Source organism: Caballeronia udeis (assembly GCF_044909315.1).
GTDB lineage: Bacteria > Pseudomonadota > Gammaproteobacteria > Burkholderiales > Burkholderiaceae > Caballeronia > Caballeronia udeis_A.
Window position 1 is genome coordinate 1 of sequence record NZ_JBIYEB010000042.1, and the last position, 20,808, is coordinate 20,808.

The 20,808-nt window shown below is 57.9% G+C and carries 16 protein-coding genes and 3 pseudogenes; 7 read left to right on the forward strand and 12 right to left on the reverse strand.

The genetic code is table 11. From position 1 onward, the window contains the following. Nucleotides 1–659: 659 nt before the first annotated feature. The 5 genes and pseudogenes from ABH944_RS40170 to ABH944_RS40190 form a co-directional block, all read right to left on the reverse strand. Complete coding sequence (locus ABH944_RS40170; protein ID WP_404614091.1) at nt 660–1,364, reverse strand: substrate-binding domain-containing protein; 705 nt, start codon at nt 1,362–1,364, stop codon at nt 660–662. A gap of 37 nt (nt 1,365–1,401) precedes the next feature. After that, nucleotides 1,402–2,240, reverse strand: a pseudogene (locus ABH944_RS40175) (fumarylacetoacetate hydrolase family protein). A 71-nt stretch (nt 2,241–2,311) separates the two neighbouring features. Then, the gene (locus ABH944_RS40180) at nt 2,312–2,812 is read right to left on the reverse strand and encodes a GlcG/HbpS family heme-binding protein (protein ID WP_404614093.1); all 501 of its coding nucleotides are present in this window, start codon (nt 2,810–2,812) and stop codon (nt 2,312–2,314) included. Between the two features lie 87 nt (nt 2,813–2,899). Then, on the reverse strand, nt 2,900–3,628 hold the full coding sequence (locus ABH944_RS40185; RefSeq protein ID WP_404614095.1) for a dienelactone hydrolase family protein: 729 nt from the start codon (nt 3,626–3,628) through the stop codon (nt 2,900–2,902). Between the two features lie 43 nt (nt 3,629–3,671). Then, entirely contained in the window at nt 3,672–4,628 is a 957-nt protein-coding gene (locus ABH944_RS40190) for a WD40/YVTN/BNR-like repeat-containing protein (RefSeq protein ID WP_404614096.1), read from the reverse strand. Between the two features lie 447 nt (nt 4,629–5,075). Between ABH944_RS40190 and ABH944_RS40195 the strand changes: the two are divergent. After that, a pseudogene (locus ABH944_RS40195) lies at nt 5,076–5,215 on the forward strand (LysR family transcriptional regulator); the annotation flags it as partial. A gap of 167 nt (nt 5,216–5,382) precedes the next feature. Here ABH944_RS40195 and ABH944_RS40200 read toward each other — a convergent pair. The 5 genes from ABH944_RS40200 to ABH944_RS40220 form a co-directional block, all read right to left on the reverse strand. Next, nucleotides 5,383–6,360, reverse strand: a complete 978-nt coding sequence (locus ABH944_RS40200; protein WP_404614098.1) for a helix-turn-helix domain-containing protein — start codon at nt 6,358–6,360, stop codon at nt 5,383–5,385. Nucleotides 6,361–6,929: 569 nt separating this feature from the next. After that, the gene (dmpG, locus tag ABH944_RS40205) at nt 6,930–7,970 is read right to left on the reverse strand and encodes a 4-hydroxy-2-oxovalerate aldolase (protein WP_404614100.1); all 1,041 of its coding nucleotides are present in this window, start codon (nt 7,968–7,970) and stop codon (nt 6,930–6,932) included. Then, nucleotides 7,967–8,926: an acetaldehyde dehydrogenase (acetylating) gene (locus ABH944_RS40210; protein ID WP_404614102.1), complete on the reverse strand. Its 960-nt coding sequence runs from the start codon at nt 8,924–8,926 to the stop codon at nt 7,967–7,969. The genes dmpG and ABH944_RS40210 overlap by 4 nt, the downstream gene beginning before the upstream one ends. Nucleotides 8,927–8,947: 21 nt before the next feature. After that, nucleotides 8,948–9,781 carry an HpcH/HpaI aldolase family protein gene (locus ABH944_RS40215; protein ID WP_404614104.1) on the reverse strand — a complete coding sequence of 278 codons (834 nt, stop codon included), beginning with the start codon at nt 9,779–9,781 and terminating at the stop codon, nt 8,948–8,950. After that, a complete protein-coding gene (locus ABH944_RS40220) occupies nt 9,778–10,047 on the reverse strand; it encodes a hypothetical protein (RefSeq protein ID WP_404614106.1) in 270 nt (89 codons plus the stop codon). Before ABH944_RS40220 ends, ABH944_RS40215 begins: the two co-directional genes overlap by 4 nt. A 568-nt stretch (nt 10,048–10,615) precedes the next feature. Between ABH944_RS40220 and ABH944_RS40225 the strand changes: the two genes are divergently transcribed. After that, on the forward strand, nt 10,616–11,563 hold the full coding sequence (locus tag ABH944_RS40225) for a fumarylacetoacetate hydrolase family protein (RefSeq protein WP_404614108.1): 948 nt from the start codon (nt 10,616–10,618) through the stop codon (nt 11,561–11,563). Nucleotides 11,564–12,408: 845 nt separating this feature from the next. Beyond that, nucleotides 12,409–13,299, forward strand: coding sequence for a helix-turn-helix domain-containing protein (locus ABH944_RS40230; protein ID WP_404614109.1), 891 nt, complete (start codon nt 12,409–12,411; stop codon nt 13,297–13,299). A gap of 61 nt (nt 13,300–13,360) precedes the next feature. On the opposite strand, the gene ABH944_RS40235 is transcribed toward ABH944_RS40230, so the two are convergent. Next, on the reverse strand, nt 13,361–14,293 hold the full coding sequence (locus tag ABH944_RS40235; protein ID WP_404614111.1) for a LysR substrate-binding domain-containing protein: 933 nt from the start codon (nt 14,291–14,293) through the stop codon (nt 13,361–13,363). 105 nt (nt 14,294–14,398) lie between these two features. Between ABH944_RS40235 and ABH944_RS40240 the strand changes: the two genes are divergently transcribed. After that, nucleotides 14,399–15,418: a zinc-dependent alcohol dehydrogenase family protein gene (locus ABH944_RS40240; RefSeq protein ID WP_404614113.1), complete on the forward strand. Its 1,020-nt coding sequence runs from the start codon at nt 14,399–14,401 to the stop codon at nt 15,416–15,418. A 324-nt stretch (nt 15,419–15,742) separates the two neighbouring features. Here ABH944_RS40240 and ABH944_RS40245 read toward each other — a convergent pair whose 3' ends face one another. After that, nucleotides 15,743–17,005, reverse strand: a complete 1,263-nt coding sequence (locus ABH944_RS40245) for an amidohydrolase family protein (protein ID WP_404614115.1) — start codon at nt 17,003–17,005, stop codon at nt 15,743–15,745. Between the two features lie 823 nt (nt 17,006–17,828). On the opposite strand from ABH944_RS40245, the pseudogene ABH944_RS40250 reads away from it, so the two are divergent. The 3 genes and pseudogenes from ABH944_RS40250 to ABH944_RS40260 form a co-directional block, all read left to right on the forward strand. Next, nucleotides 17,829–18,083 (forward strand): annotated as a pseudogene (locus tag ABH944_RS40250) (AraC family ligand binding domain-containing protein); the annotation flags it as partial. A 57-nt stretch (nt 18,084–18,140) separates the two neighbouring features. Then, on the forward strand, nt 18,141–18,605 hold the full coding sequence (locus ABH944_RS40255; protein WP_404614166.1) for a helix-turn-helix transcriptional regulator: 465 nt from the start codon (nt 18,141–18,143) through the stop codon (nt 18,603–18,605). A 660-nt stretch (nt 18,606–19,265) separates the two neighbouring features. Then, on the forward strand, nt 19,266–20,801 hold the full coding sequence (locus tag ABH944_RS40260; RefSeq protein WP_404614168.1) for an MFS transporter: 1,536 nt from the start codon (nt 19,266–19,268) through the stop codon (nt 20,799–20,801). Nucleotides 20,802–20,808 lie beyond the last annotated feature (7 nt).

Here is a 20,808-nt window from a genome sequence, read left to right on the forward strand (position 1 = left end):
TCTCCTCAATTGCGGCTCTGAGCCTTCGGTTCTTCGGAGCCTCAAGCTTAACCCGCGTCGCTTGAGGTACAGCAGGTCCAATACATTGTGTCTAGATAGACACTACCCGCGTCGAGCGTAGTCGTCCGCGACAACTCAAGCAGGCTGATCGATTTCCCAGACTTGTGCGGTGACGCAGGAATCAACTGCGTCAGCTTCCCTTTCCACGACCTGACAGAGATCCGGCCGAGCGTAGTCTAGCGAGGGGCTGGCGCGCCCGACCATTAGGGTCGGCGGATGCATTGGCACGGGCGGCAACGTCCGGGAGGCTGCTTCGGAAAATCATACCCGTCGGCATGCGAGAATGGTGTCTAGCCGATCTTCCTCGACTAACGGATCGAAGATATGAGGAATCGCCATCAATGACGAGCGACGCGACTCGACCCTCATCCGCTCGCGGTCGCGCTCGGGCGGAGGAACTATCTGCACTTCGGCGTCGGCAGCGGCGGTGAACGTGCGCGGCCATGCGCACGCTGATTCGACCTGGTCAGATCAGGGCGTAAGGTAGCATTGATTTTTCAGGGAATTCATGTCCCTCTTGAGGGGATACATTTGGCTATCTCCGATATATGTAATTGTGGGTGCACTTGCACCTCCCCTGCTTATGGATCATTTCTCGATCAGACCGGATCGAAACCGCTCTCCCGTCGCGTACTCGCCAGAGACTGAGCCGTCAGGAAGGCGGCGAAATCCTGAGCAGGCCGTGAGTGGTCAATCACCGCCAACACATATTCCGTCGCGAGACGGAAGGTTTGCGGTAATGGGCCGACGAGCACCGCCCCGGGGTTCTGGAGGACTTCGGTGCGCTGTGCGAAGGCGAGCACGCGCTTGTCTTTGGCGTCATCAAGTGCCTCGACAGCCGGTGCGCCGCCCGGAAACTCGACAACGTTGGGGCGCAGGTCGCCAGTGAGACCAAGCGTCTCAAGCATGTGGACGAGATGACGCCCGACCGTCGACTGCCGCGTATCACCGGTGTAGATCGCATCTACTTCACCCAAAGTCCGGCGCAGCGTTTCAATGGTGGAGATGTCGAACGCGCGCACATCGCCACGGCATGCGAAGCAGGTCATCGTCGAACCGAGCGAGCCGGCCGGCGACACGCGATGTGGGAAGGCCTGCTCAAGACGTTGTAACAATGCCGGCGTCAGAACCGTTAAATCGCAATGCTGCTGCGCCCGCATGGCTTCGCTAACGCGCTCGAAGGTCGTCCCCACCGCGGCAAAGTCCGCTAACAATGTTATCCGGTGGCGAGCTAAAAACGCATCCGACACCATGCCAACCAAGCCACGTGCCGCACCAGCACTTTTGATAGTAAGTTGTCGCATCAATCCTCCTGCCCCTGTCTCGGCCGGCTGTACTGGGCTATTCCGCTGCAACTGCGTTACGCAGTGTGCCAATACCCTCGATCTCCACTTCGCGTTGATCCCCGGCCTGCATGAACAATGGCGGGTTCCTTGAGAACCCGACGCCTGCTGGTGTGCCCGAAATGATGATGTCGCCTGGCGCCAGCGCAAAAGGTTCGGAGCAAATAGAGATCAAAGTCGCGACATCGAAGATCATATCCGTGGTGACTGCGCTCTGCACAACACGTCCGTTCAGGCGCGTCTGAATCCGCAGGCCTCTCGCGCCAGCCGGCAATTCTTCCTCGGTGGTGATCTCGGGTTCGAAGGCTCCCGAACGATCGAAGTTCTTGCCCATCATCCACTGTGCCGACTTGAACGGATAATCGCGTAACGTTCCGTCGTTGAAAATTGAATAGCCGAACACGTGATCGAACGCATGCTCTTTCGAGATGTAACGCCGCCCTTGCCAATAACCACGACTAACTCGCCTTCGTAATCAAAGTGGCTCGATACCTTCGGCAATTGCAGCGCTTCGTCGTGTGCGACCCACGAAGATGGATACCGGTGGAACAGCACCGGATAGTCCAACGTTGTGGCCTTAATCTCAGCAGCGTGATCGACATAGTTAAGTCCAACCGCAATAGCCTTGGACGGCTTTTGGAGTGGTGTCAGAATGCGCAGTCCGAGGACCGGTTCGACACGCCTCGCCTGCTTCACGATACTTTCGGCACGATCGATAGCATCGGATCCCGACGCGAGCATCGCGTCTAGCGTGGTGGGAAGTCCTGCCGCGGTCAGATCAATGAAACCGCCTCCAGTGCGCGCGCCGATGGCCATGTGGTCATCTCTCGAAAACATAAAATACTTCAAAGTCAATTCTCCAAATCAGTCGGCACGCCTTGCTGTCAAGCAACGTGACGTTCTCTATGTCAATCGCTCAGGCTGACAGCGGCGAGCGCGACCAGTGCACACTTTTCATCGTTGTCAGCGGTGTCTCCGCTGATGCCGATCGCGCCGCGAACGCGCTTTTCCGTGTCGTGGATGAGTACGCCACCCGGGACGGGGATGACGTTGCCGTCAGTGAGTGCCGCAATCGCTGCGAAGAAATGCGGCAGATGGTCGACCCGTTCGGACATAACGCGGGTCGACTGTCCAAGACCCAAAGCACCCCGCGCCTTGGCGGCCGCGATCTCGGCCCGCATATTGCCGGAGTTGTCTTCGCGTTTTAGGGCGGTCAGGTGGCCGCCGCGATCGAGTACAGCGACTGTCATCGGCTGCAGATTCAGTTTGCGCGCCTCGGACAACGCAGCGTCAATAATCCGCAGGGCTTGCGCCAAAGTAATGTCTGTCATGTCGCTACTCTTGATGATGCTGATTGAACGGCTTGATGATGTTTGCAAAGACCTCGGAGGTGTGTCCTCGGTGGTCATGCCCGGCTCCAACGTGCCGTGGTAGACAAGCGTGCCCGGTCGGACTGCCGTGTCGTGGCATTGGCCTCATCGGCGCGGTCGCCATCCTCATCCGAGATGCCTGTCCAGGAACGGAAGTGTCCGCCCCTGGGCGAGATCGTAGTCAGCCGGACTGAACCCCGCCGGACGAGCATCACAGCCGAAGCCATGCTTCGCGCCCGGATAGACGCAGATTTCGACCTCTGGCCGCACCTCCCGCAGAGCATCCACATCCGCCATCGGCACGGACGCGTCCTGGTCGCCAAAATGCAGTAGTACCGGGCAGTTTGGTTTCTCGTCTTTCAAGGCCACCATTCCGCCACCGTACCAACCACAGGCGGCCTGGAAAACGCGCGTACGGGTAGCGGCAAGCCACGCCACATAAGCGCCGAGTGAATAGCCGACGATCCCGCGCCGGGATGTCCCGAGCGCATCAGCAGCCGCTTCGATATCCGCAATCGTCGTGGAGTCGGTCATCCGGCCGCGATACGCGCGACCCTTTATCCTTTCCTCCTCCGAATAACCCATGTCGACGCCACGCTCGATGCGATCGAACATCGCGGGTGCGACAACTTTGTAGCCTCGGTTAGCGAAGCGATCCGCTACCTCGCGGATATGCGCGTTGACCCCGAAGATCTCCTGCACGATAACCAACCCATACGTAGAGGCCTCTGGTCCCGCCTTATAGGCCGACAGCTCAAACCCATCTTTTGCGCGCAAACTGATATGGCTTCCCATAATATCGCTCCATCTGCTGTCGGTTATTGCTGACTTGCGTGCTACCAGAGTGGTGACCATAAGGGACTTACACCATTGTCAACTTTTGATCGCAGCGGGGTGGTCATATCCACGCCCATTCCAAGCTGCGAATATCTCCAAACTCCTGCTTTACTTTCGTCCAGGAGGCGCCTCCGTCGGCGGAGCGGAAGACTTGTCCGAGCTTGGTGGTACAGAAGATGACCATTGGATTTTCGGGATGAGGTGCAAACTTCCAGAGCGTGCTGTTGAGCTCTGTCGGCATGGGGACCTTGCGCCACGTGTCACCGTGGTCGTCGCTACGTAAAAGATAGCCCCAGGATCCCGGTGGCCCATTCCCGTTTGTGACAAAAATCGTTTGGGGGGCGTGAGGCGAGATAACCACAGAGCGCGTATACTGATTCGGCACATCTAGAGGGATGTGGGACCACGTCTCACCCTCATTGGTGGTCATGTGGAGGCCTTGGTCGGTCGCGGCGAAGACGCGCTCCTTAACCGGTGAGACAGCAAGCCCGTGAATGTCGCCGGATATCAGTCCGCGAGTGCTCTGCTCCCATGTCTCACCACGATCGCTCGAACGCCAGATGTGGTCAATCTCGACAGCACCCCAGATCGTGTTCTCGTTCTTCGGATCGAACACAAACTTGGTGACGCGCGGATAGGTTACGGCGGGGCAACCTTGCGCCAGGCGTGCAGGAAGCCACTTCCAAGTCTTGCCGTCGTCAGTCGAGCGATAGAAAGCAGCGGGGCGTCGGGTCCCGGCGAGGATGAAGTCGGGGTCCCATGGTGCGTGGGCAAGTGCCCAGACAGGCGTCCCACTGATCTCGTTGAACAGTGGAACCCACCCCTCGTCGGCGCTACGCCAACGCATAATTCCGTTATCGGTACCTACCAGAAGTTCGCCTAGCCGAGCAGGATGCGAACTCAACGTCCACGCAGGCATCACCGGATAATGAACTCCTTTCGTCATTCTGTTCCAGGTTTCGCCTTCGTCAGAGCTGGACCATGCCATCATTGTTGCAGTACCAATCACGATCTGCATTCGAGTGCTCCCTTTGCCTCATTTCCTGAAGTCGATTTATAGACGAAGGTGCGGGGCAGCCGGTAACCGGAATGTTTGCAGAGTGACCCTTTTGTTTGATCAAGCCCATCTGATCGGATCGGAAGGTAGTCGTGGAGTGCAGGTCGGGGTCCCACGCGATGGCACGGCATCTCCGGCACGACACTGCGATAATCCGTCGTCCGTGGCGTGGGTGCACTGAGACGACGCTGACCGCATGTCCCGCCTAGCCGATGGACTATGGGTCATCTTTGCAGCGCACGGATCTGTCGGGTACAGCGGCCACCATCCAGTTCCAGTTGGGCACCGCCGTGCCCATGGCGGCTTTGGTATTCCAGTGCTGTTCACCGCCACGTCCTGCGGAGCGTCGGGCAACGGTGCGCGGTGCTCCGCAGGTCGTCGTTTCGCACGCCGGCCTGGCATCTGTAGCGTAACGGCGTGCCGCAGATGCCTGCGGATCTAACTCGACATACCTGCCTGCAGATGGTTACACCGGTTTTCCCGGCCGACGAATGGATTTTGATGGTCCGAACGGTCAGGAACGCTTTACGTTTGAGATCGCGACCTTCCTTTTTCTCGGCCCACCACCGCGTTGTTGCGGACTCGCGTAAACGAACCGCTATCTTTCTCGCGTGAGATTAAAGTTTTGGGTTCGGATTCATCGATTTTATAACGCAGCTTATTTCAGACGTGGGCAAAGTGAACCGCGCCCGCACAGGCCTCCCGAATTCATATCTCACAGCGACTCGAGGATGAGGTTCCTCGTCCTGTAGGACATCGGCGTTTCACCCGTATGCTTGGTAAAGAATCGGGTGAAATGGCCGGGCACACTAAAGTCCAGCATATCGCTGATCGTCGCGATAGAATCATCGCCCTCCAGTAAAAGATGAAGCGCAGTTTTCATCCGGACAGCGTTAATCAGCAGTTGCGGCGAAAAGCCAAAGTGAGCACAGAATCGGCTATAAAAGTGGCTTCTGGAGAGCCCGTGTTCTTTCGCCAGATGGTCGACGTCTGTTCGTCCGTTGCACAGCTGAATACGGTTGGCCGCGTCCAAAATCCGCTTGTCCCAATAACCCTTCAGGCCGGCTGAATTGAGAAACGGAGCGGATGAGCCTATTGAGCCCACGCCATCGATAAGCGCGTTGACGAGTGCCGTCACATGCTCTGACGCGTCCAAACTCGGATTCGTCAACGACAATCGCAAATGCGCCAGGATCTCCTTGAGGGAGCGAGGTACAGCAAAGACCTCTACGCCCCCGTTGATGTTATAGCCAGCCTTATTATGCGCACGCAGCCATGCAGGCGAAATCGCCATCACAATCAGATATGTTGGTACGGTGAGGTCCACATCACGCGAATGCTTCACCCAAGAGGGAATGGCCGCACCTTGACCGGGCTTCACCACTACGAGTGCGTCATCGATCCTATAGTGCAGCGGTCCGTCACCAAGATTGAATGTAATCTGGATCTCATCATGGGCATGCAGCCCGATGTTGCGGTGCGCCCAGCAGCCCACGACCCGTCCAAAACGACCTGTCGCGAGCAATGCTCCCTGCGCTCCTGGAGCCGTCGACACTCGCGTTGGACTTTGATGCACGGAGACGGCTCCGGGCGCAACGCCGCTGAGATTTCCTTCGACACGCGTTTCGCCAATAGACGACTGCGCGCCTCTGCCGTCCGAAAATCTCATGTCGGTAGAAAGTCGCTGTTTCATGTTCCTGTCTCCGCCCAAGAGTGGCTGTCCAACAGTAGACGCTGGAAGACCTTTAGTTCTTAAAGGCTACCATGGTCAAGGACAGCTGGGTATTCGTCATGCACCTAGCGTCCTCGCTCGCGCTTTGGCCTGGCCGAGGCTTTGATACAGGGAACGCAGGGCATACTGCGGGATTGTGTACAAAGCTTCCGGAAAAGAGCTGATTTGTGACCACCAACACGAAGACAGTGAGACATTCAGGCAGGGCATCAAGGAAGCGAGGTTGCTCATACCCACGAAGCGGGGATGAGGACGACAGGCCGGTGCCTAATTGAAGAATGAAAAATCAATAGCTATCTGGAAAAATCTCCACGTGGCAGGCCGTAAGTTGTTAAACGGTTGGACGGTAGTGCTCCCGGGAGTGAGCGACGAACGACTACCAAGGTGGACATTTGGCGTCTTAAATAGTCGCGCTTAATTCTCTCATCCACCCGTCGTCGCCGCTAAAAAAAGCCACCATTCGATGGTAGTGGATTCCCAGGGGACACCGAAAGTAGTCACTTAAGGAGCCTCTCGCGGTCACAGCGATCCTAACCGTGCTGGGCGACAGCAGGAGCATCCTGGCGAAGCAGATCCAGGGCAGCATCCACGATCATGTCTTCCTGGCCACCTACCATTTTTCGGCGACCAAGTTCGACGAGGATGTCAACCGTCTTCAGCCCATATTTGGCCGCTGCGAGCTCTGCGTGGCGCAGGAAACTCGAATAGACGCCTGCGTAACCCAGCGCGAGCGTTTCCCTATCCACTCGCACGGGTCGGTCCTGCAACGGTCGGACCAGATCGTCGGCGGCGTCCATCAGCTTGTACAGATCACAACCGTGGTTCCAGCCTTGTCGTTCCACGGCGGCAATGAATACCTCGAGCGGCGCGTTCCCCGCACCGGCACCCATACCGGCAAGGCTTGCGTCGACGCGGTCGCAGCCCTCTTCGACGGCAACGATCGAATTCGCTACGCCGAGACTCAAATTGTGGTGTGCATGCATTCCCGTCTGTGTCTCTTGCTTGAGCACATCCTTAAATGCCCGGAACCGGTCGCGAACATCGTTCATACCCAGTGCGCCGCCCGAGTCCACGACATAGACGCAGGTTGCGCCGTAGCTTTCCATCAGCTTTGCCTGCTCGGCAAGCTTTTGAGGCGTGGTCATGTGGCTCATCATCAGAAAGCCGACCGGGTCCATGCCCAGTTCGCGTGCGAATTCAAGGTGCTGGCGCGAGACATCAGCCTCCGTGCAATGCGTGGCGACCCGTACGATGCGGGCGCCTGCATCGTACGCGTTGCGTAGATCGTGCGTGGTGCCAATGCCCGGAATCAGCAGCGTGGCAATCTTCGCAGTCTTCACACTTTCAGCGGCCGCCGAAATCCACTCTACGTCGCTATGTGCGCCGAATCCATAGTTGAAGCTTGATCCATCGATGCCATCGCCGTGAGCAACCTCGATGCTCTCAACGCCAGCTGCATCAAGGGCGGCGGCTATTGATTTGACATTGGCAACGCTATATTGATGCCGGATGGCGTGGCTGCCGTCGCGCAGCGTCACGTCGGAGATATAGATCTTTTTATCGAGAGTCATTGTGCCGCCTCCTTGATGCTGCGTGTGATGCCTGAAGCCAGCCGACGTTGTGCCGTTAGATCGCCGCAGGCGAGGGCGGCGGAGGTCATGATGTCGAGGTTGCCGGCGTACGAAGGCAGATAGTGTGCTGCTCCTTCGACTTCGAGAAACACCGACGTCTTCAGGCCGTGTATCAGACCGACATCGGGTATGTTCAGCGGTTTATCAGCCGGAATCACGTCGAACTGCACCTGCTGTTTAAGTCGATAGCCGGGTACGTAGGTCTGCACCTTCGCGATCATCTTCTCTATGCTCTCCTTGATGGCTTGCTGATCCGCCATTTCAGAGAGGACGAACACGGTATCTCGCATGATCAGCGGCGGCTCGGCCGGATTGAGTACGATGATCGCCTTTCCGCGCGTCGCACCCCCGAGCTTCTCGATCGCGCTGCGCGTGGTCTCAGTGAATTCATCAATGTTGGCACGAGTGCCGGGGCCCGCCGACTTGCTCGCAATCGACGCTACGATTTCCGCGTAGTGAACCTTTGCAACGCGTGAGACAGCCGCGACGATTGGAATGGTGGCTTGCCCGCCGCATGTCACCATGTTCATGTTCGTCGCGTCCTCCTCCTCGAGATTGATGGCGGGAATGACATAGGGGCCGATAGCCGCAGGAGTCAGGTCAATCACCTGCACACCGTGCGCCTGCAGTACTTCATTGTGGTGTTTATGTGCACCGGCGGAGGTTGCATCGAAGACAATTTCGATATTCTTAAAGATATCGAGGGCCAGCAAGCCGTCAATACCTTCGGCCGTTGTTGCCACGCCCAAACGGGATGCACGCGCGAGGCCGTCTGAGTTGGGATCGACGCCAACCATTGCGCCCATTTCCAGATACTTGCTGTTCCGTATCACCTTGATCATCAGATCGGACCCGATGTTGCCGGACCCGATGATCGCTACCTTCGTCTTGGTCATTGTGTATAACTCCTTGAGTGATCAGTCCAGGATGCGCCCGCTTGCCTGAGCGGTGGATCGTACGTCTTGAACGAGGTTGCCGAGGGCGAAACCGATGTGTGCTGTGTCAACACCGACCGCTACGAACCTCGCGCCGCAATCAAGCCAGGTTTTTGCCTCCGTCGCCGTGGGTGAGAAGACCCCCGGCGCGATGCTGGCATCAAGTGCACGAGCAATCGTTGTGGCAAGTGCGGCACGCACTGTCGCATGATTGATTTGCCCGGGCACTCCCAGTGCATGGGATAGGTCGACCGGACCCAGGAAGATGCCGTCGAGATCGGGGATGCCCATGATGCTGTCAAGTGCTTCCAGCCCCGCGGGGCCTTCAATCATCAGGAGAACGGCGGTTTCGTTGTTTGCCGTCTCAAACCAGCGTGGAGAGCAACCGTAGCCGCCGGCTCGCACCCAGGGATTGGCGCCACGATTACCTTGCGGCGCGAAGCGGGCGGCCCGTACAGCATGTGTTGCCTCTTCGATTGATCCGATCTGGGGGACCAACACGCCAGCTGCACCTGCGTCGAGCGCCGCACCGATGAGAGAGGCATCATTGCATCGCACGCGCACTATAGGAAAAATGTTAGAGGCCCTTGCTGCGAGAATAAGAGCGGGTAGCGTTTCGGTTCCATAGCTGCCATGTTCTGTATCGAGAATAATGCCGTCGAATCCGGATTGGGCCGCGATTTCGACGAGCTCCACCGCTGGGATGATGGAGAAAAGCGCCAGGAAAGGCTCGGGTGTGCGAAGGCGAAGACGAAGATTCGTCTCTCGGTGCGCCGAAGAAGGGCAATCGCCGCCATTTGGATGGGCCGCTGTCACGATTGCCCTCCAATTTTTGGCATTCCAGGGGCAGTTTCCAGCGTGAACAGGTCGGCTCCGGGCGCCGTGTCGCGGCGGATCAAGGCCCATTTGTCCGGCACGCTCACAGCGGCTTTCGCCTCGCGTTTATCGATCTGATCCTTGCGCCTGATCAATTCATACGCGTTGAGAATTCGCGGGTTCGGAGTATCCGAGAACCATGGCGCGTTGGCCAGACGCCGGGCGCGGCGATGAACGTCCACCACGCCAAAATCAAACTTCTCCATATGACCTGTTCTCCTTGCATCCTGTCTGATTTGGCTCAACAGACTTTGATCATTGGCTATACCAATCTGCTAATTGGTGTAGCCAATGTATAACTTGGTGCGTCCAATTGTCAACTACTTAGTCACCGATCAGTGGTGTAACAATTTAAAAAAGACTGTGGCGCTGACTTGTACTTCTGTTTTGGCGACGGAACTCAGGAGGCGAACAGTTTCGCAACGCACCCGATCCAATGTGTCATGCCAGTTGATGTTGCGACGGGTGGCTGCGATGCTCCTGAAGGTTTTGTAGGTAGATGAGCGTATCTGGCCGGTAGGTCGGGACCTGGATCAAGCAGCGATCGGTGCCCGGTTGTTGTGTGAGGTGCGGTTTTCCGATTGCGTGGATGGCTGGGACGTTCCGTTCTCGTGCAGGGAAATCTGAACTGGCGATTCCAAGGCCGGCAGGCAGGTGTGATGGTTGATGTTTTTTTTGGTTGAACCAATTGGATTGATGGTGTAGCCTTGGTTTTGAGGGCGAGGTGTCGCCATCAACAAACGAATACGATTACCCCGAGAGCAAAGGATAAAGATGAAAATCGTTAATTTCACAGTCGACGGCTTGCGTCGACTTGGCTTTCTGCTCGATGACGAGATGGTCGATCCGCTAGCGACCAACATCGGAGAGAGATCTGAGAACAGGGCTCTGTTTGCCGATACCGCAAGCTTCATTCGTTCTGGCGAGGCTGGCAGGGCGGTGGCGAACGCAATCGTGAACTCCGGCGAGGGTAGGCACTCGCTTGGCGACGTGCGATTGACCTCGCCGCTTCTACCTTCGACTATTCTCTGTAGTGGTAGCAACTATCGCGCGCATAACGCTGAAAAGGTCGGCGCGCCTATCAGCGGCAAAGAGCCGGAGTTTTTCGTGATGACATCGGACTGCGTGGTGGGACCAGACGAGCCGATCGTCTACGACCCCGAACTTACACAGAAGCTCGATTGCGAAACCGAACTGGCAATTGTCATCGGCCGGGAAGGTCGACACATTCCGGTTGAAAGGGCGCTTGATCACGTTTTCGGCTACACGGTTGCCAACGACGTCACCGCGCGGGATCGGCAGGTTCGGCGATCGCCTGAAGGTTTCACCTGGTACGAAGTGGGTCGTGGCAAAGCCTTCGACAGCAGTTCGCCGCTAGGACCCTGCATTGTCACCGCTGACGAGATCGGGGACCCGCAGACCCTGACACTGCGTACCCGGATCAATGGAGAGTTGCGACAATCAAGTCCGACTGCCGACATGATCTGGACGTGCGCGGACCTGATTCATTTCTTCTCGATCAACTTCACCCTGCGTCCCGGCATGGTGATCCTTACCGGAACGCCCGCTGGCACGGCTTGGTCGACCGACGCCGAACTCGGCGGAAAGTGGCAAGGCCAGGAGGGATTGGTCGCGGCGACACGCTATTGCTTGCCAGGCGACGTCATTGAAAATGAAATCGATCGTATCGGCATTCTGAGGAATGCGGTCGTTCATATCTAAACACCGCGCGCTGAAATTCGAGAACAGCTAGATTTTGGCTGTTCGGCGCGTAGGGGCTGTTGCGTTGGAGGGGGGAGGCGGAAGCTCGGCGGCAATTTCGGGTATGCAGCAACGGCTAGGCCGCGATAGTGCCGCCGAGACCGTTTCGTATCCGAGATACGGGGTCCGGCTGACATCCTCAGTTATGAATTGTGGCAACTACTGTGTTTTTCTTACGCCGCGAAAGGTGGCGGAGTTGCCGGTCGGGGGCCGCATTGAGCTTACCGTAAAGGGTGCAGTAGTGCTGCTTGGTGACATTCTCCCCGAACATGGCCCGCACATCAGGCCCGTGGCGCTGGCTCGAGGTGGTGAATGTCATCTCGACCAGGTCGGCGATGACCGACGGAAGGAATGCTCCCAATGGAGTTGATTGGAGCCACACGGCGCAGTGTTCGATTTGTCTGCGCAAGATCGGCGCGACAGGAAGACGACCAAGCGGCCATGCGACAACATAGGTGCTCTCCCACCTGTACCGATCCCTGACGACCGAAGGAGTTATACAATGTAAGAAGCATCGTAGAACGTTCGAACTGGTCACCGCGGGTGAGCGAGAAGTGATTCGTTGCTTCACGCCAGCACGCTATCTGTACCGATTCGGATGGGTACACGACTAGGTGGCATATCTGTTCTCGCACCGCGGCTATAACGCGAACTTGCAACCGAAGTGGCAGGCTGAACTTCGCGCCATATGAAACGGCAGCAGGCAACATCACGCTGGAACAACCTGCCAGATACTTTAGTATTACTAAAGTAAAACGTCATAAATGATGAGCAATTAAACAATTGTGACATTACTGTAGGAGACGATGATGGCCGAGATATTTGCTATGCACGAAGGGGCGTTCGGTCGCATTTCGCTGCTGCCATTGCGGACAGGCTTAGTTTCCCATGCGCACTCGGAAGCGCATATTGTCTGGTGGCTCGGTGGCGCTGACGCTGAAGCGAGGATAGGCACGCAGGTTTTCCGTCTCAGCGAAACGCATGCTGTCGCGATTAAGCCATTCGAACAGCACGATGGGAAGCTCTTGTCGTCAAGTACGCCGGCCATTTTCATTTCGGTGTATATCAATAAGGAGTGGTTGGACAAAAGGGCCGCCACGGCAGGTAGGCCGTTCGTGTTTGCCTCCCCACGTATTGCCGTCAGTCCCGAGCTGCGCGCCAGTCTCTGGAAGGTTTTGGACCTGATATTGTTCCACCCGGAACTGGAAGAGAAGATTGAGATCGCAGCTGAGGAGCTCATTACTGGTTCAATTCAGGCGTCGCTGGTGACACACTCACCAGGTCCGTTGGCTGCAGGCCTCCCGCTGCTCAGTCGCAAGTTGAGGTTGGCGATAGCGCTCATGCGCGAAAGAGTTGATGTACGCGCCACTATCGACGAGATTGCGAGCGAGGCAGGATTATCGAGGGCACGACTGTTCGCGCTATTTCGCGACCAACTCAACACTACGCCGCAGGTGTTTTGGAGCACAATTCGCCTCGAGGAGGCTATTCGCAAGCTAGTGATCGGAGATGTGCCCTTGACAAATGTTGCAGATGAACTGGGATTCTCTGCGGCTAGCAATTTTTCGCGTTTCTTCAAGGAGCATACCGGGGTTTCCCCTTCCGATTACAGGCGCGCAGCGACAGCCCCGCGTGTTGGTGTGGCGTGCAACGCCATTGGGAAATTGCTGTATTTCGCGAACGAAAAATTTGCGTAATATTAGTATGACTAACGGTATCGCTGATACAACCTTAAAGTAGATCAAGGCGGGCATGCCGTCAGCCAAGCTTATTTGCTGGTCGCAGGGACGGCGGAATGGCCTCTAGCAGCGCGTCTATCACCACCCGAAACTTGTAGGGCAGGTAGCGGGTGCGAGGCCAGATAACGTGCAGCGGGACCATGATCGACGAGGCTTCACCGAGAACACGGACAAGTGCCCCCGACTGCAAATGCTCGTTCACCAGCCAGTACGGGACATGAGCTAGCCCAGCACCGTCGAGAGCGGCGGCAGCTATCGCCCCGATGTCGTCGAATCCAATCCGGTGCGCGATTTCCGTCTCCACCACATGCCCGGTGGCGTTCGTCAGTGGCCATGGGAATGCCCGGCCCCCACGCATGTAGTTGATGCCTAGGTGTGCGGCGAGATCGGCAAGATCATGCGGGGTTCCATGACTCTCGAGATAGGCGGGCGAGGCGCAGAGCACCATGGGCTGCTCGCCGAGCCGGCGCGCCACGATGGCATCGCTGTCGGCCAGGAGGCCGCTGCGGATCGTTAGGTCAATGCCATCGTCGACAAAGTCGACCAAGCGATCACTGAAGATCCCCTCGAGCTGCAGTTGCGGATGGCGCTTCGTCAGACGTAGCAGAACGGGCGTCACGTGCAGGCGACCGAAGACCACCGGCGCGCTTATCCGTACCCGGCCTGCCGGCTCGTCGCGCCCTGCTTCGAGGACGTGCTGCGCGGCGTCCAGCTCCTCCAGTGCACGGGCGCAACGCTCGTAGAAGATCCGGCCATCATCAGTCAAGCTCTGGCTGCGCGTTGTTCGCACGAAGAGCCGAGTTCCCAGCCGCGCCTCAAGCCGGGCGATTGATTTGCCCACTGCAGAGCGGGTCAGCCTCAATCGCGCCGCCGCCTGCGCGAAGCTTCCCGCTTCTACTGCTGCCACGAAGGCGCTAATTCCGGCCAGCCGATCATGTGAGACAGGTTCCACTTATTGGTTCCATTTTATCTGCATACCGCCGATCAATATGAAGCACTCCGTTGTCGGCAGAACCATTATCCTGCGTCTCTCAACATATTAATACGAGAGAACGCTATGCCATTCTCAATGCAACGCTGGCAATTGCCTACCTATGGTCGCGCAAATCTAAAACTGGCTGAAGTCGCTGTGCCTGTGCCTGGCCCTGGTCAGGTGCTGGTGAAGGTGCAAGGCATCGCATTGAACTACCGGGATCTGCTTATCACCCGGGATGGGATGGGCATGCCATTGCCGCTTCCGCTCGTGCCAGCTTCCGACATGAGCGGTGAGGTTGTCGTTCTGGGACCGCGTGTTACTAGCTTCTCGGTGGGCGACGCGGTGATCAACACTTTCTTTTCCGGATGGGTCGATGGCGTCCAGCCCCGCACCAGCGTGATGCACGGCGTGCCCGGGCCAGGCATGCTGTCCGAATATGTCGTGCTCGACGAGGACTCGCTTGTGCTTGCGCCGCGTTCGCTGGACCCGGTTGAGGCCAGCACACTAACCTGCGCCGGCCTGACTGCCTGGTTTGCGCTCGCCGAGAGTGCGTCGACTCGTCCAGGTGACACCGTGGTTGTGATCGGAACTGGCGGCGTCGCCCTATTCGCAGTGCAGATCGCGCGAGCTCAAGGCGCACGGGTCATCGTGATCTCCGGCAGCGACGACAAGCTGCAACGCGTCAAGCACTTGGGCGCTGCCTATGGCATTAATCGCAAGCTGACGCCGGACTGGGCAGCAATGGTGCGTGAGATCACCGGCGGACGCGGGGCCGACCACGTTGTGGAGTTGGCAGGTGGAGATAACTTCGGCCAGTCGCTGGAGGCATTGACACAAGGCGGCCGTATATCGGTTATCGGCATTCTGCAGGGAGACGAGCTGCGGACCTCCGTCTTCCCACTGCTGCAGGCACGCGCCACCGTGCAGGGCATCGGGGTCGGGCCGCGGCGTGCGCTAGAAGACCTGGTGCGCGCGGTCGACTGGCAGGAACTGAAACCCGTGATCGAGAGAACATATCCGTTCGACCAGCTCCCAGACGCGCTAGACCACTTGGAACGAGGCTCGTTCGGTAAGCTCGTGGTGACCGGCCCCGGGATGTGAGGCCGACAGGCGTGGGAGTCTCGCGATCCCGCTGATGTCAGTCGTAACAGGCGGTTGCCGGCCACTTGCAAAGCGATGTGGGGTTTCTCGCGGACTCCGGCGATCTTGGTTCCAGGGTAGGTACCGAGGACTGCATCGCCTCGCTTTGCGGACGCTGAACTGTTGAAGCGCAGCGTCCAATATGCTTCCAACGATACGCTACCCGTGGGGCATGTGAAACCATGGCAGGCGATCCGGTGCTGGGTCGCCTTGCTGTAGAGAAAAGGAATCGCGACGTCCTACGTTTTCGCTTTCCCGATCTCGAACACAGTGACATTTTGGTTCTTACATGGGGGGTGTTGGGATGAGTCGTTTGTAGTAGACCCCGTCCTTCATCACGACCTTGATGTTGTCGCGATCCTGTAAAAGCTTGATGTTCTCGACCGGATCGCCCTCGACGAGCAGCAGGTCGGCGAGGTAACCATCGCTGACAAGACCGAGGTTTGGTATGTCCATGATTTCTCCACCCCATTTAGTGGCCGCCATCAGGGCATCGGCGGGAGTGAAGCCAACAATGTTGACGAAGTGTTCCAGGTCGCGTGCGTTGGTGCCAATCGGATTCCATGCGAACCCGTAGTCGCCGCCCGGGAGAATCCGCAGACCGCGTTTCCTGAGTTCGCCGTACACCTTCGAGCATTGCTCAAGCATGGTGAAGAGCTCGCTTTTTTCGACAAACTCTCTGGTAATGCCCCACGGTTCTGCCTCGTACGCGGTTGCGTAAATTACGCCGATGGCCGGGGCGAGAAACACGCTGTCGCGCTTTGCCTCGAGCAGGTCATACGTCTCGCCCTCGATGAAATCGCAGTGGTAGATAACGCGGAAGTCATACTTCAGGGCAAGCTTCACGGCCGCATCCGCACGGGCGTGACACGACAGCCAGGCGCCGCGCATATGGGCCTCTTCCGCAGCGGCGGCGACCTCCGCTTCCGTATAGGAAAGGCGGCGGGCGAACCCCGGACGTCCAGCAAACATGTCACCCGAGATGTTGAGCTTGATCGTATCGACACCCTCGCGAATCAGCATTCTGACCGTTCGCCTGATTTCTTCGGTGCCGTCTGCAATCAATTCGAAGCCTTGGTGGTTCGTGTGGTACTGACGTTCGTCGCCAAGACCTCCTGTTGATGTGAGTTCCGGCGAGGCCGCCCGCATGCGCGGCCCCGGGAATTTTCCAGCATCGATGGCATCGCGAATCACCGCCTCGAGCCGGAACTTCGCCGAAGCCGCCGAGTACAGGCTGGTGAAGCCGGAGTCCAGCATCAGCTTGACGTTCTGCAGCGCGAGGATTGTATGTTCTTCAAGCGGAATCAGCCCTAGGTCACCGAACTTCGCCATGTTGCTGTAGGTCACGTGCGAGTGGGCTTCGACGAGGCCGGGCATCAGCGTCATGCTTTTCCCGTCGATGGTGTCATAGTAGGATTCGCGCGTAATCCCGCCATTTCCGCGCGCCACGGTGCGGATCAGATTGCCTTCGACAAGCGCTTCGCCCACGAACGTTGGCGCACCCGTGCCGTCGAAAATCTTCACGTTGGTAAAGAGTTGTGGATTCATGTTTTGCCTCGCTCCAAAAAGTGGCTGTCCAGTCGTAGTCGCTGCACGGCCTTTAGTTTTTACAGGCTAGCACGCACTAGAAGAGCAGGGTATTGGTCATACACCTGGAGTGCACGCGTGGACCCTGAAAAAAATGGACTGTCTGATAAGCGAGTGCCGGCGGAATCTCGGGAGCGTGTGAAACATAGCGGATTCCGGAAAAGGCCTGCTCACGGGGCTGGACTCTTTGATAATCTTGAGGACAATTCGATAACCCTGAAATCGAACACGGATCTAGAATGCATCCATAGGATTCGCTGGCGAAAGTTGTCAGGATCAAGACGTCTGGCGTGAAGTGCGTGGTTGTTGACACCGCTGTCATATGCATGGGATTGCACATCCAGCCGATCAAGGGTTGTTTGAGCGGTGTCGCGAACACCTCGTGAACACTGAGGTGCGGCACGGACCGAAGCTCTAGCAGACCTGCAACCACGAAGCACTACGGATGGCATTGCAGATTGGTCGCTACGCACAAGGCGCGCTCAGTGATGCGAGCGGTCACAGCATGCGGATGATCCTGAGGAAGCTGCAGCTTCGTTGTGCCTTCGTTCTAACCGCTCTGATCAATCTCCGGGTTACCGCGGACATGATGGCGTAACGCTGGCGACACCCGAAATAAGTTGTTCACGGCCGAGCGCGGGTCACTGATTAGCTCAGGAGCAGTACTGCATCAAAGAGGGCTCCCGGATGGAATGTGGAACATCGGCAAGACAAGGGGCTAGGCAATCTCTCAACAGTCGATTTTCGACTAATCTGACTTAGGAACGGCTACATTCGTCGCACTATGGAAAGTTTGCGAACCATCGAGGATTGCCAGCGCTCACCCCGCGCAATTGCGGCGCTGGCAAGCGATTATCCGCATGGCTATTATTTTCCGCCGCACCGCCACCTACGTGCACAGCTGATTCATGCATTGAGTGGCGTGATGACAGTCATAAGCGAGCACGGGAGTTGGGTCGTACCGGCGGGACGCGCCGTGTGGATGCCGACTGGGTCGGACCATGCGGTGCGGTTTTTTGGCGACGTCAGCATGCGCACGGTCTTTGTGGCCCCTGATGCCCGTCCCTGTCTTCCAGACGCGTGTGAGGTCATCGGAGTGTCACCGTTCCTACGCGAGGCAATCGTCGCCGCGACACGCGTACCGCTTGACTACGAGCTTGGGGGTAGGGATCACCGAGTCATGGAGCTGATTCTCGACGAACTTGAGTCAGCGCCGCGGTTGCAATTGCATGTGCCTATGCCTCGAGACCCGCGACTCATGCGCCTGTGCGAGCAGTTGATCGCAAGCCCTTCCGGACCCGTGACACTGGCAGATCTTGCCACCGGGGTCAACGTCAGCGAGCGAACGCTCGCCCGGATGTTCCATCGCGAACTCGGGATGAGCTTCGGCCAGTGGCTGCGCCGCATGCGCCTGTTGCTAAGCCTCCCACGTCTCGCGGCGGGCGCCTCAGTATTGCAGGTCGCACTGGAGCATGGCTATGAAAGTCCCAGCGCCTACACCGCGATGTTCCGGCGCACGCTCGGGATCGCACCAACCGTTTATTTGAACGGGCGGAAATGAATGAAGCGGGGTTGGCCGGAAGGGTGCTATCAAATTGTTGAAGATCGAACAATAAAAACGTGAAACATCAGTATTCCTAATATATATAGCAAGACAATACAGCATTGAATTCCCTGTTTCTATTTCTGATGCCTTGAAGGTTTGCATGCCTACCCTCACGCAGGCAAGCCGGTATTGTGGTGCGTTCACATTTTGGCGGCAGCGCATGAACTGGTTTGCCATCTGGTCGTAGGCCGATGCCAATTGTTGCCGATGATGTGCTCACTTGAAATGGAAAATCACTTTCTCGCATACCTGCGTTCGCGAGTACGCGTTTTCTGCCCGGTTGTCCGTATTGCGACGAAGGTTGGCATTGCTTAACGGTACGGCCAAATCAGGAGTTGCTAGAGTAAGGTAACTTTCCTAAACACACCGGGTGTAAGCCATGCCGAGTCTGCTTATATATTTTTTCATCACGCGCTGGTCGCTGTCCCGGCGGGCCTGCACCGCCGCTGCGTCTATGGCAGCGATCTGCCCTGCAGCAGCTCGCCGAAGCGTGCCCTCCGCGCTTTCATTCGCCGTTACGGTTTCATCAGTATGACGACCACCGAACTTCTGGCACCCGTGCCAAGCCAGCAGATACCCGTGGCTGCTGCTGCGCCTACTCCACCCGCCGCGCCTATGCCACCCGCAGCGCCTACGCCACCCGCTTTCGGGCTACGGCTTGCGATCGGACTGGTGGGAGTGCTGCTCGCTTCGTTTGCCGCCGGGCTGAACGAACACGTCACCGACGTGGCAATGATCGACGTGCGTGGCGCACTGTCGATCGGTCACGACGAGGGAACCTGGCTGACGGCGCTCTTTGAGGCCACCAATGTCTCAGCCATGGCGTTCGCACCCTGGTGCTCAGTGACATTCTCTCTGCGACGTTTCACGATCGGCGCGACCCTCGTTTTCGCACTATTGGGCTTCCTTTGCCCATTCGCCACCAATGTCGAAACGCTTGCCGTCCTGAGGGCGCTGCAGGGGCTTGCCGGCGGGTGCCTGCCGCCTATGCTGATGACGGCGGCGCTGCGCTACCTGCCGCCCAACGTCAGACTTTATGGACTCGCCAGCTATGCGCTCACCGCTACGTTCGGGCCCAATCTGGGCACCCCGTTAGCCGCCTTGTGGATCGAGTACGTCGGCTGGCACATGGTGTTCTGGCAGGTGGTGCCGCTGGGCCTCCTGAGCAGCGCGGCGATCGCCTATGGTCTGCCGCAAGATCCGCTGAGGCTGGAACGCTTTCGCTCATTCAACTGGGTTGGCTTGCTCACCGGCTTTCCTGCCATCTCGATGCTGGTGATCGGGCTTAACCAGGGCGACCGGCTTGATTGGTTCAACTCGCCGCTGATCTGCTTGTTGCTCGTTGGAGGGGGGCTGCTGTTCTGTCTGTTCCTGTTGAACGAGTGGTCACACCCGCTGCCTTTTTTCAAGTTGCAGCTATTGGCCCGACGCAATTTCACCCATTCGCTGGTCACGCTTGCTGGAGTACTGGTGATCCTGTTGGGCGTGGCTATTATTCCCGCCGACTATCTCGCCGAGGTGCGTGGCTATCGGCCCCTGCAGATTGCACCGCTGGCGCTGGTCGTCGCGTTGCCGCAGCTTATCGCGCTACCGGTTACGGCGGCGATCCTCAACATCGAACGTGTTGACTGCCGCTGGGTGCTGGGGATTGGCCTGACCCTCATCGCGCTCTCTTGCGCCCTCGGCAGCTTCATGACCTCGGACTGGGTGCGCGAGAACTTCTACCTGCTCCAGTCGCTTCTCACTGTCGGCGAACCGATGGCTGTGATTCCGCTGCTGCTGCAAACGACTACCGGACTGCCACCAACCGAGGGCCCGTTCGCGTCAGCCATGTTCAACATGGTGAAGGGTTTTGCCGGGGCGATTGGCATCGGACTGGTGGAAGGGGTTGGCACCGTGCGTGAACACTATCATTCCGCGATGCTCGTCGACAAGCTGGGCGGTGAACCCTTGATCTCCGGACAGGCCGCCGATCACACGGGGACATTCGCCCAACTGGCTGGCCGGATTCATGAGCAGGCGGTTGTGCTCATGTCGGCGGACCTCTATATCGTCATGGCGGTCTTTGCCGCCGCCCTTGTGCTTCTCATTCCCATCGTGCCTGTGCGCGTTCGTCCGCCCCGTGCGCCCGCCCAGACAACTTCTCGCTAAGCGCACC

Bases quoted from the DNA above. Each gene is read 5' to 3' on its own strand.
- ABH944_RS40210 (WP_404614102.1), bottom strand. From the start codon at position 8,926: ATGACCAAGACGAAGGTAGCGATCATCGGGTCCGGCAACATCGGGTCC.
- dmpG (WP_404614100.1), bottom strand. From the start codon at position 7,970: ATGACTCTCGATAAAAAGATCTATATCTCCGACGTGACGCTGCGCGAC.
- ABH944_RS40185 (WP_404614095.1), bottom strand. From the start codon at position 3,628: ATGGTCACCACTCTGGTAGCACGCAAGTCAGCAATAACCGACAGCAGA.
- ABH944_RS40170 (WP_404614091.1), bottom strand. From the start codon at position 1,364: ATGCGACAACTTACTATCAAAAGTGCTGGTGCGGCACGTGGCTTGGTT.
- ABH944_RS40245 (WP_404614115.1), bottom strand. From the start codon at position 17,005: ATGAATCCACAACTCTTTACCAACGTGAAGATTTTCGACGGCACGGGT.
- ABH944_RS40230 (WP_404614109.1), top strand. From the start codon at position 12,409: ATGATGGCCGAGATATTTGCTATGCACGAAGGGGCGTTCGGTCGCATT.
- ABH944_RS40220 (WP_404614106.1), bottom strand. From the start codon at position 10,047: ATGGAGAAGTTTGATTTTGGCGTGGTGGACGTTCATCGCCGCGCCCGG.
- ABH944_RS40240 (WP_404614113.1), top strand. From the start codon at position 14,399: ATGCCATTCTCAATGCAACGCTGGCAATTGCCTACCTATGGTCGCGCA.
- ABH944_RS40180 (WP_404614093.1), bottom strand. From the start codon at position 2,812: ATGACCACCGAGGACACACCTCCGAGGTCTTTGCAAACATCATCAAGC.
- ABH944_RS40190 (WP_404614096.1), bottom strand. From the start codon at position 4,628: ATGCAGATCGTGATTGGTACTGCAACAATGATGGCATGGTCCAGCTCT.
- ABH944_RS40225 (WP_404614108.1), top strand. From the start codon at position 10,616: ATGAAAATCGTTAATTTCACAGTCGACGGCTTGCGTCGACTTGGCTTT.
- ABH944_RS40200 (WP_404614098.1), bottom strand. From the start codon at position 6,360: ATGAAACAGCGACTTTCTACCGACATGAGATTTTCGGACGGCAGAGGC.
- ABH944_RS40260 (WP_404614168.1), top strand. From the start codon at position 19,266: ATGCCACCCGCAGCGCCTACGCCACCCGCTTTCGGGCTACGGCTTGCG.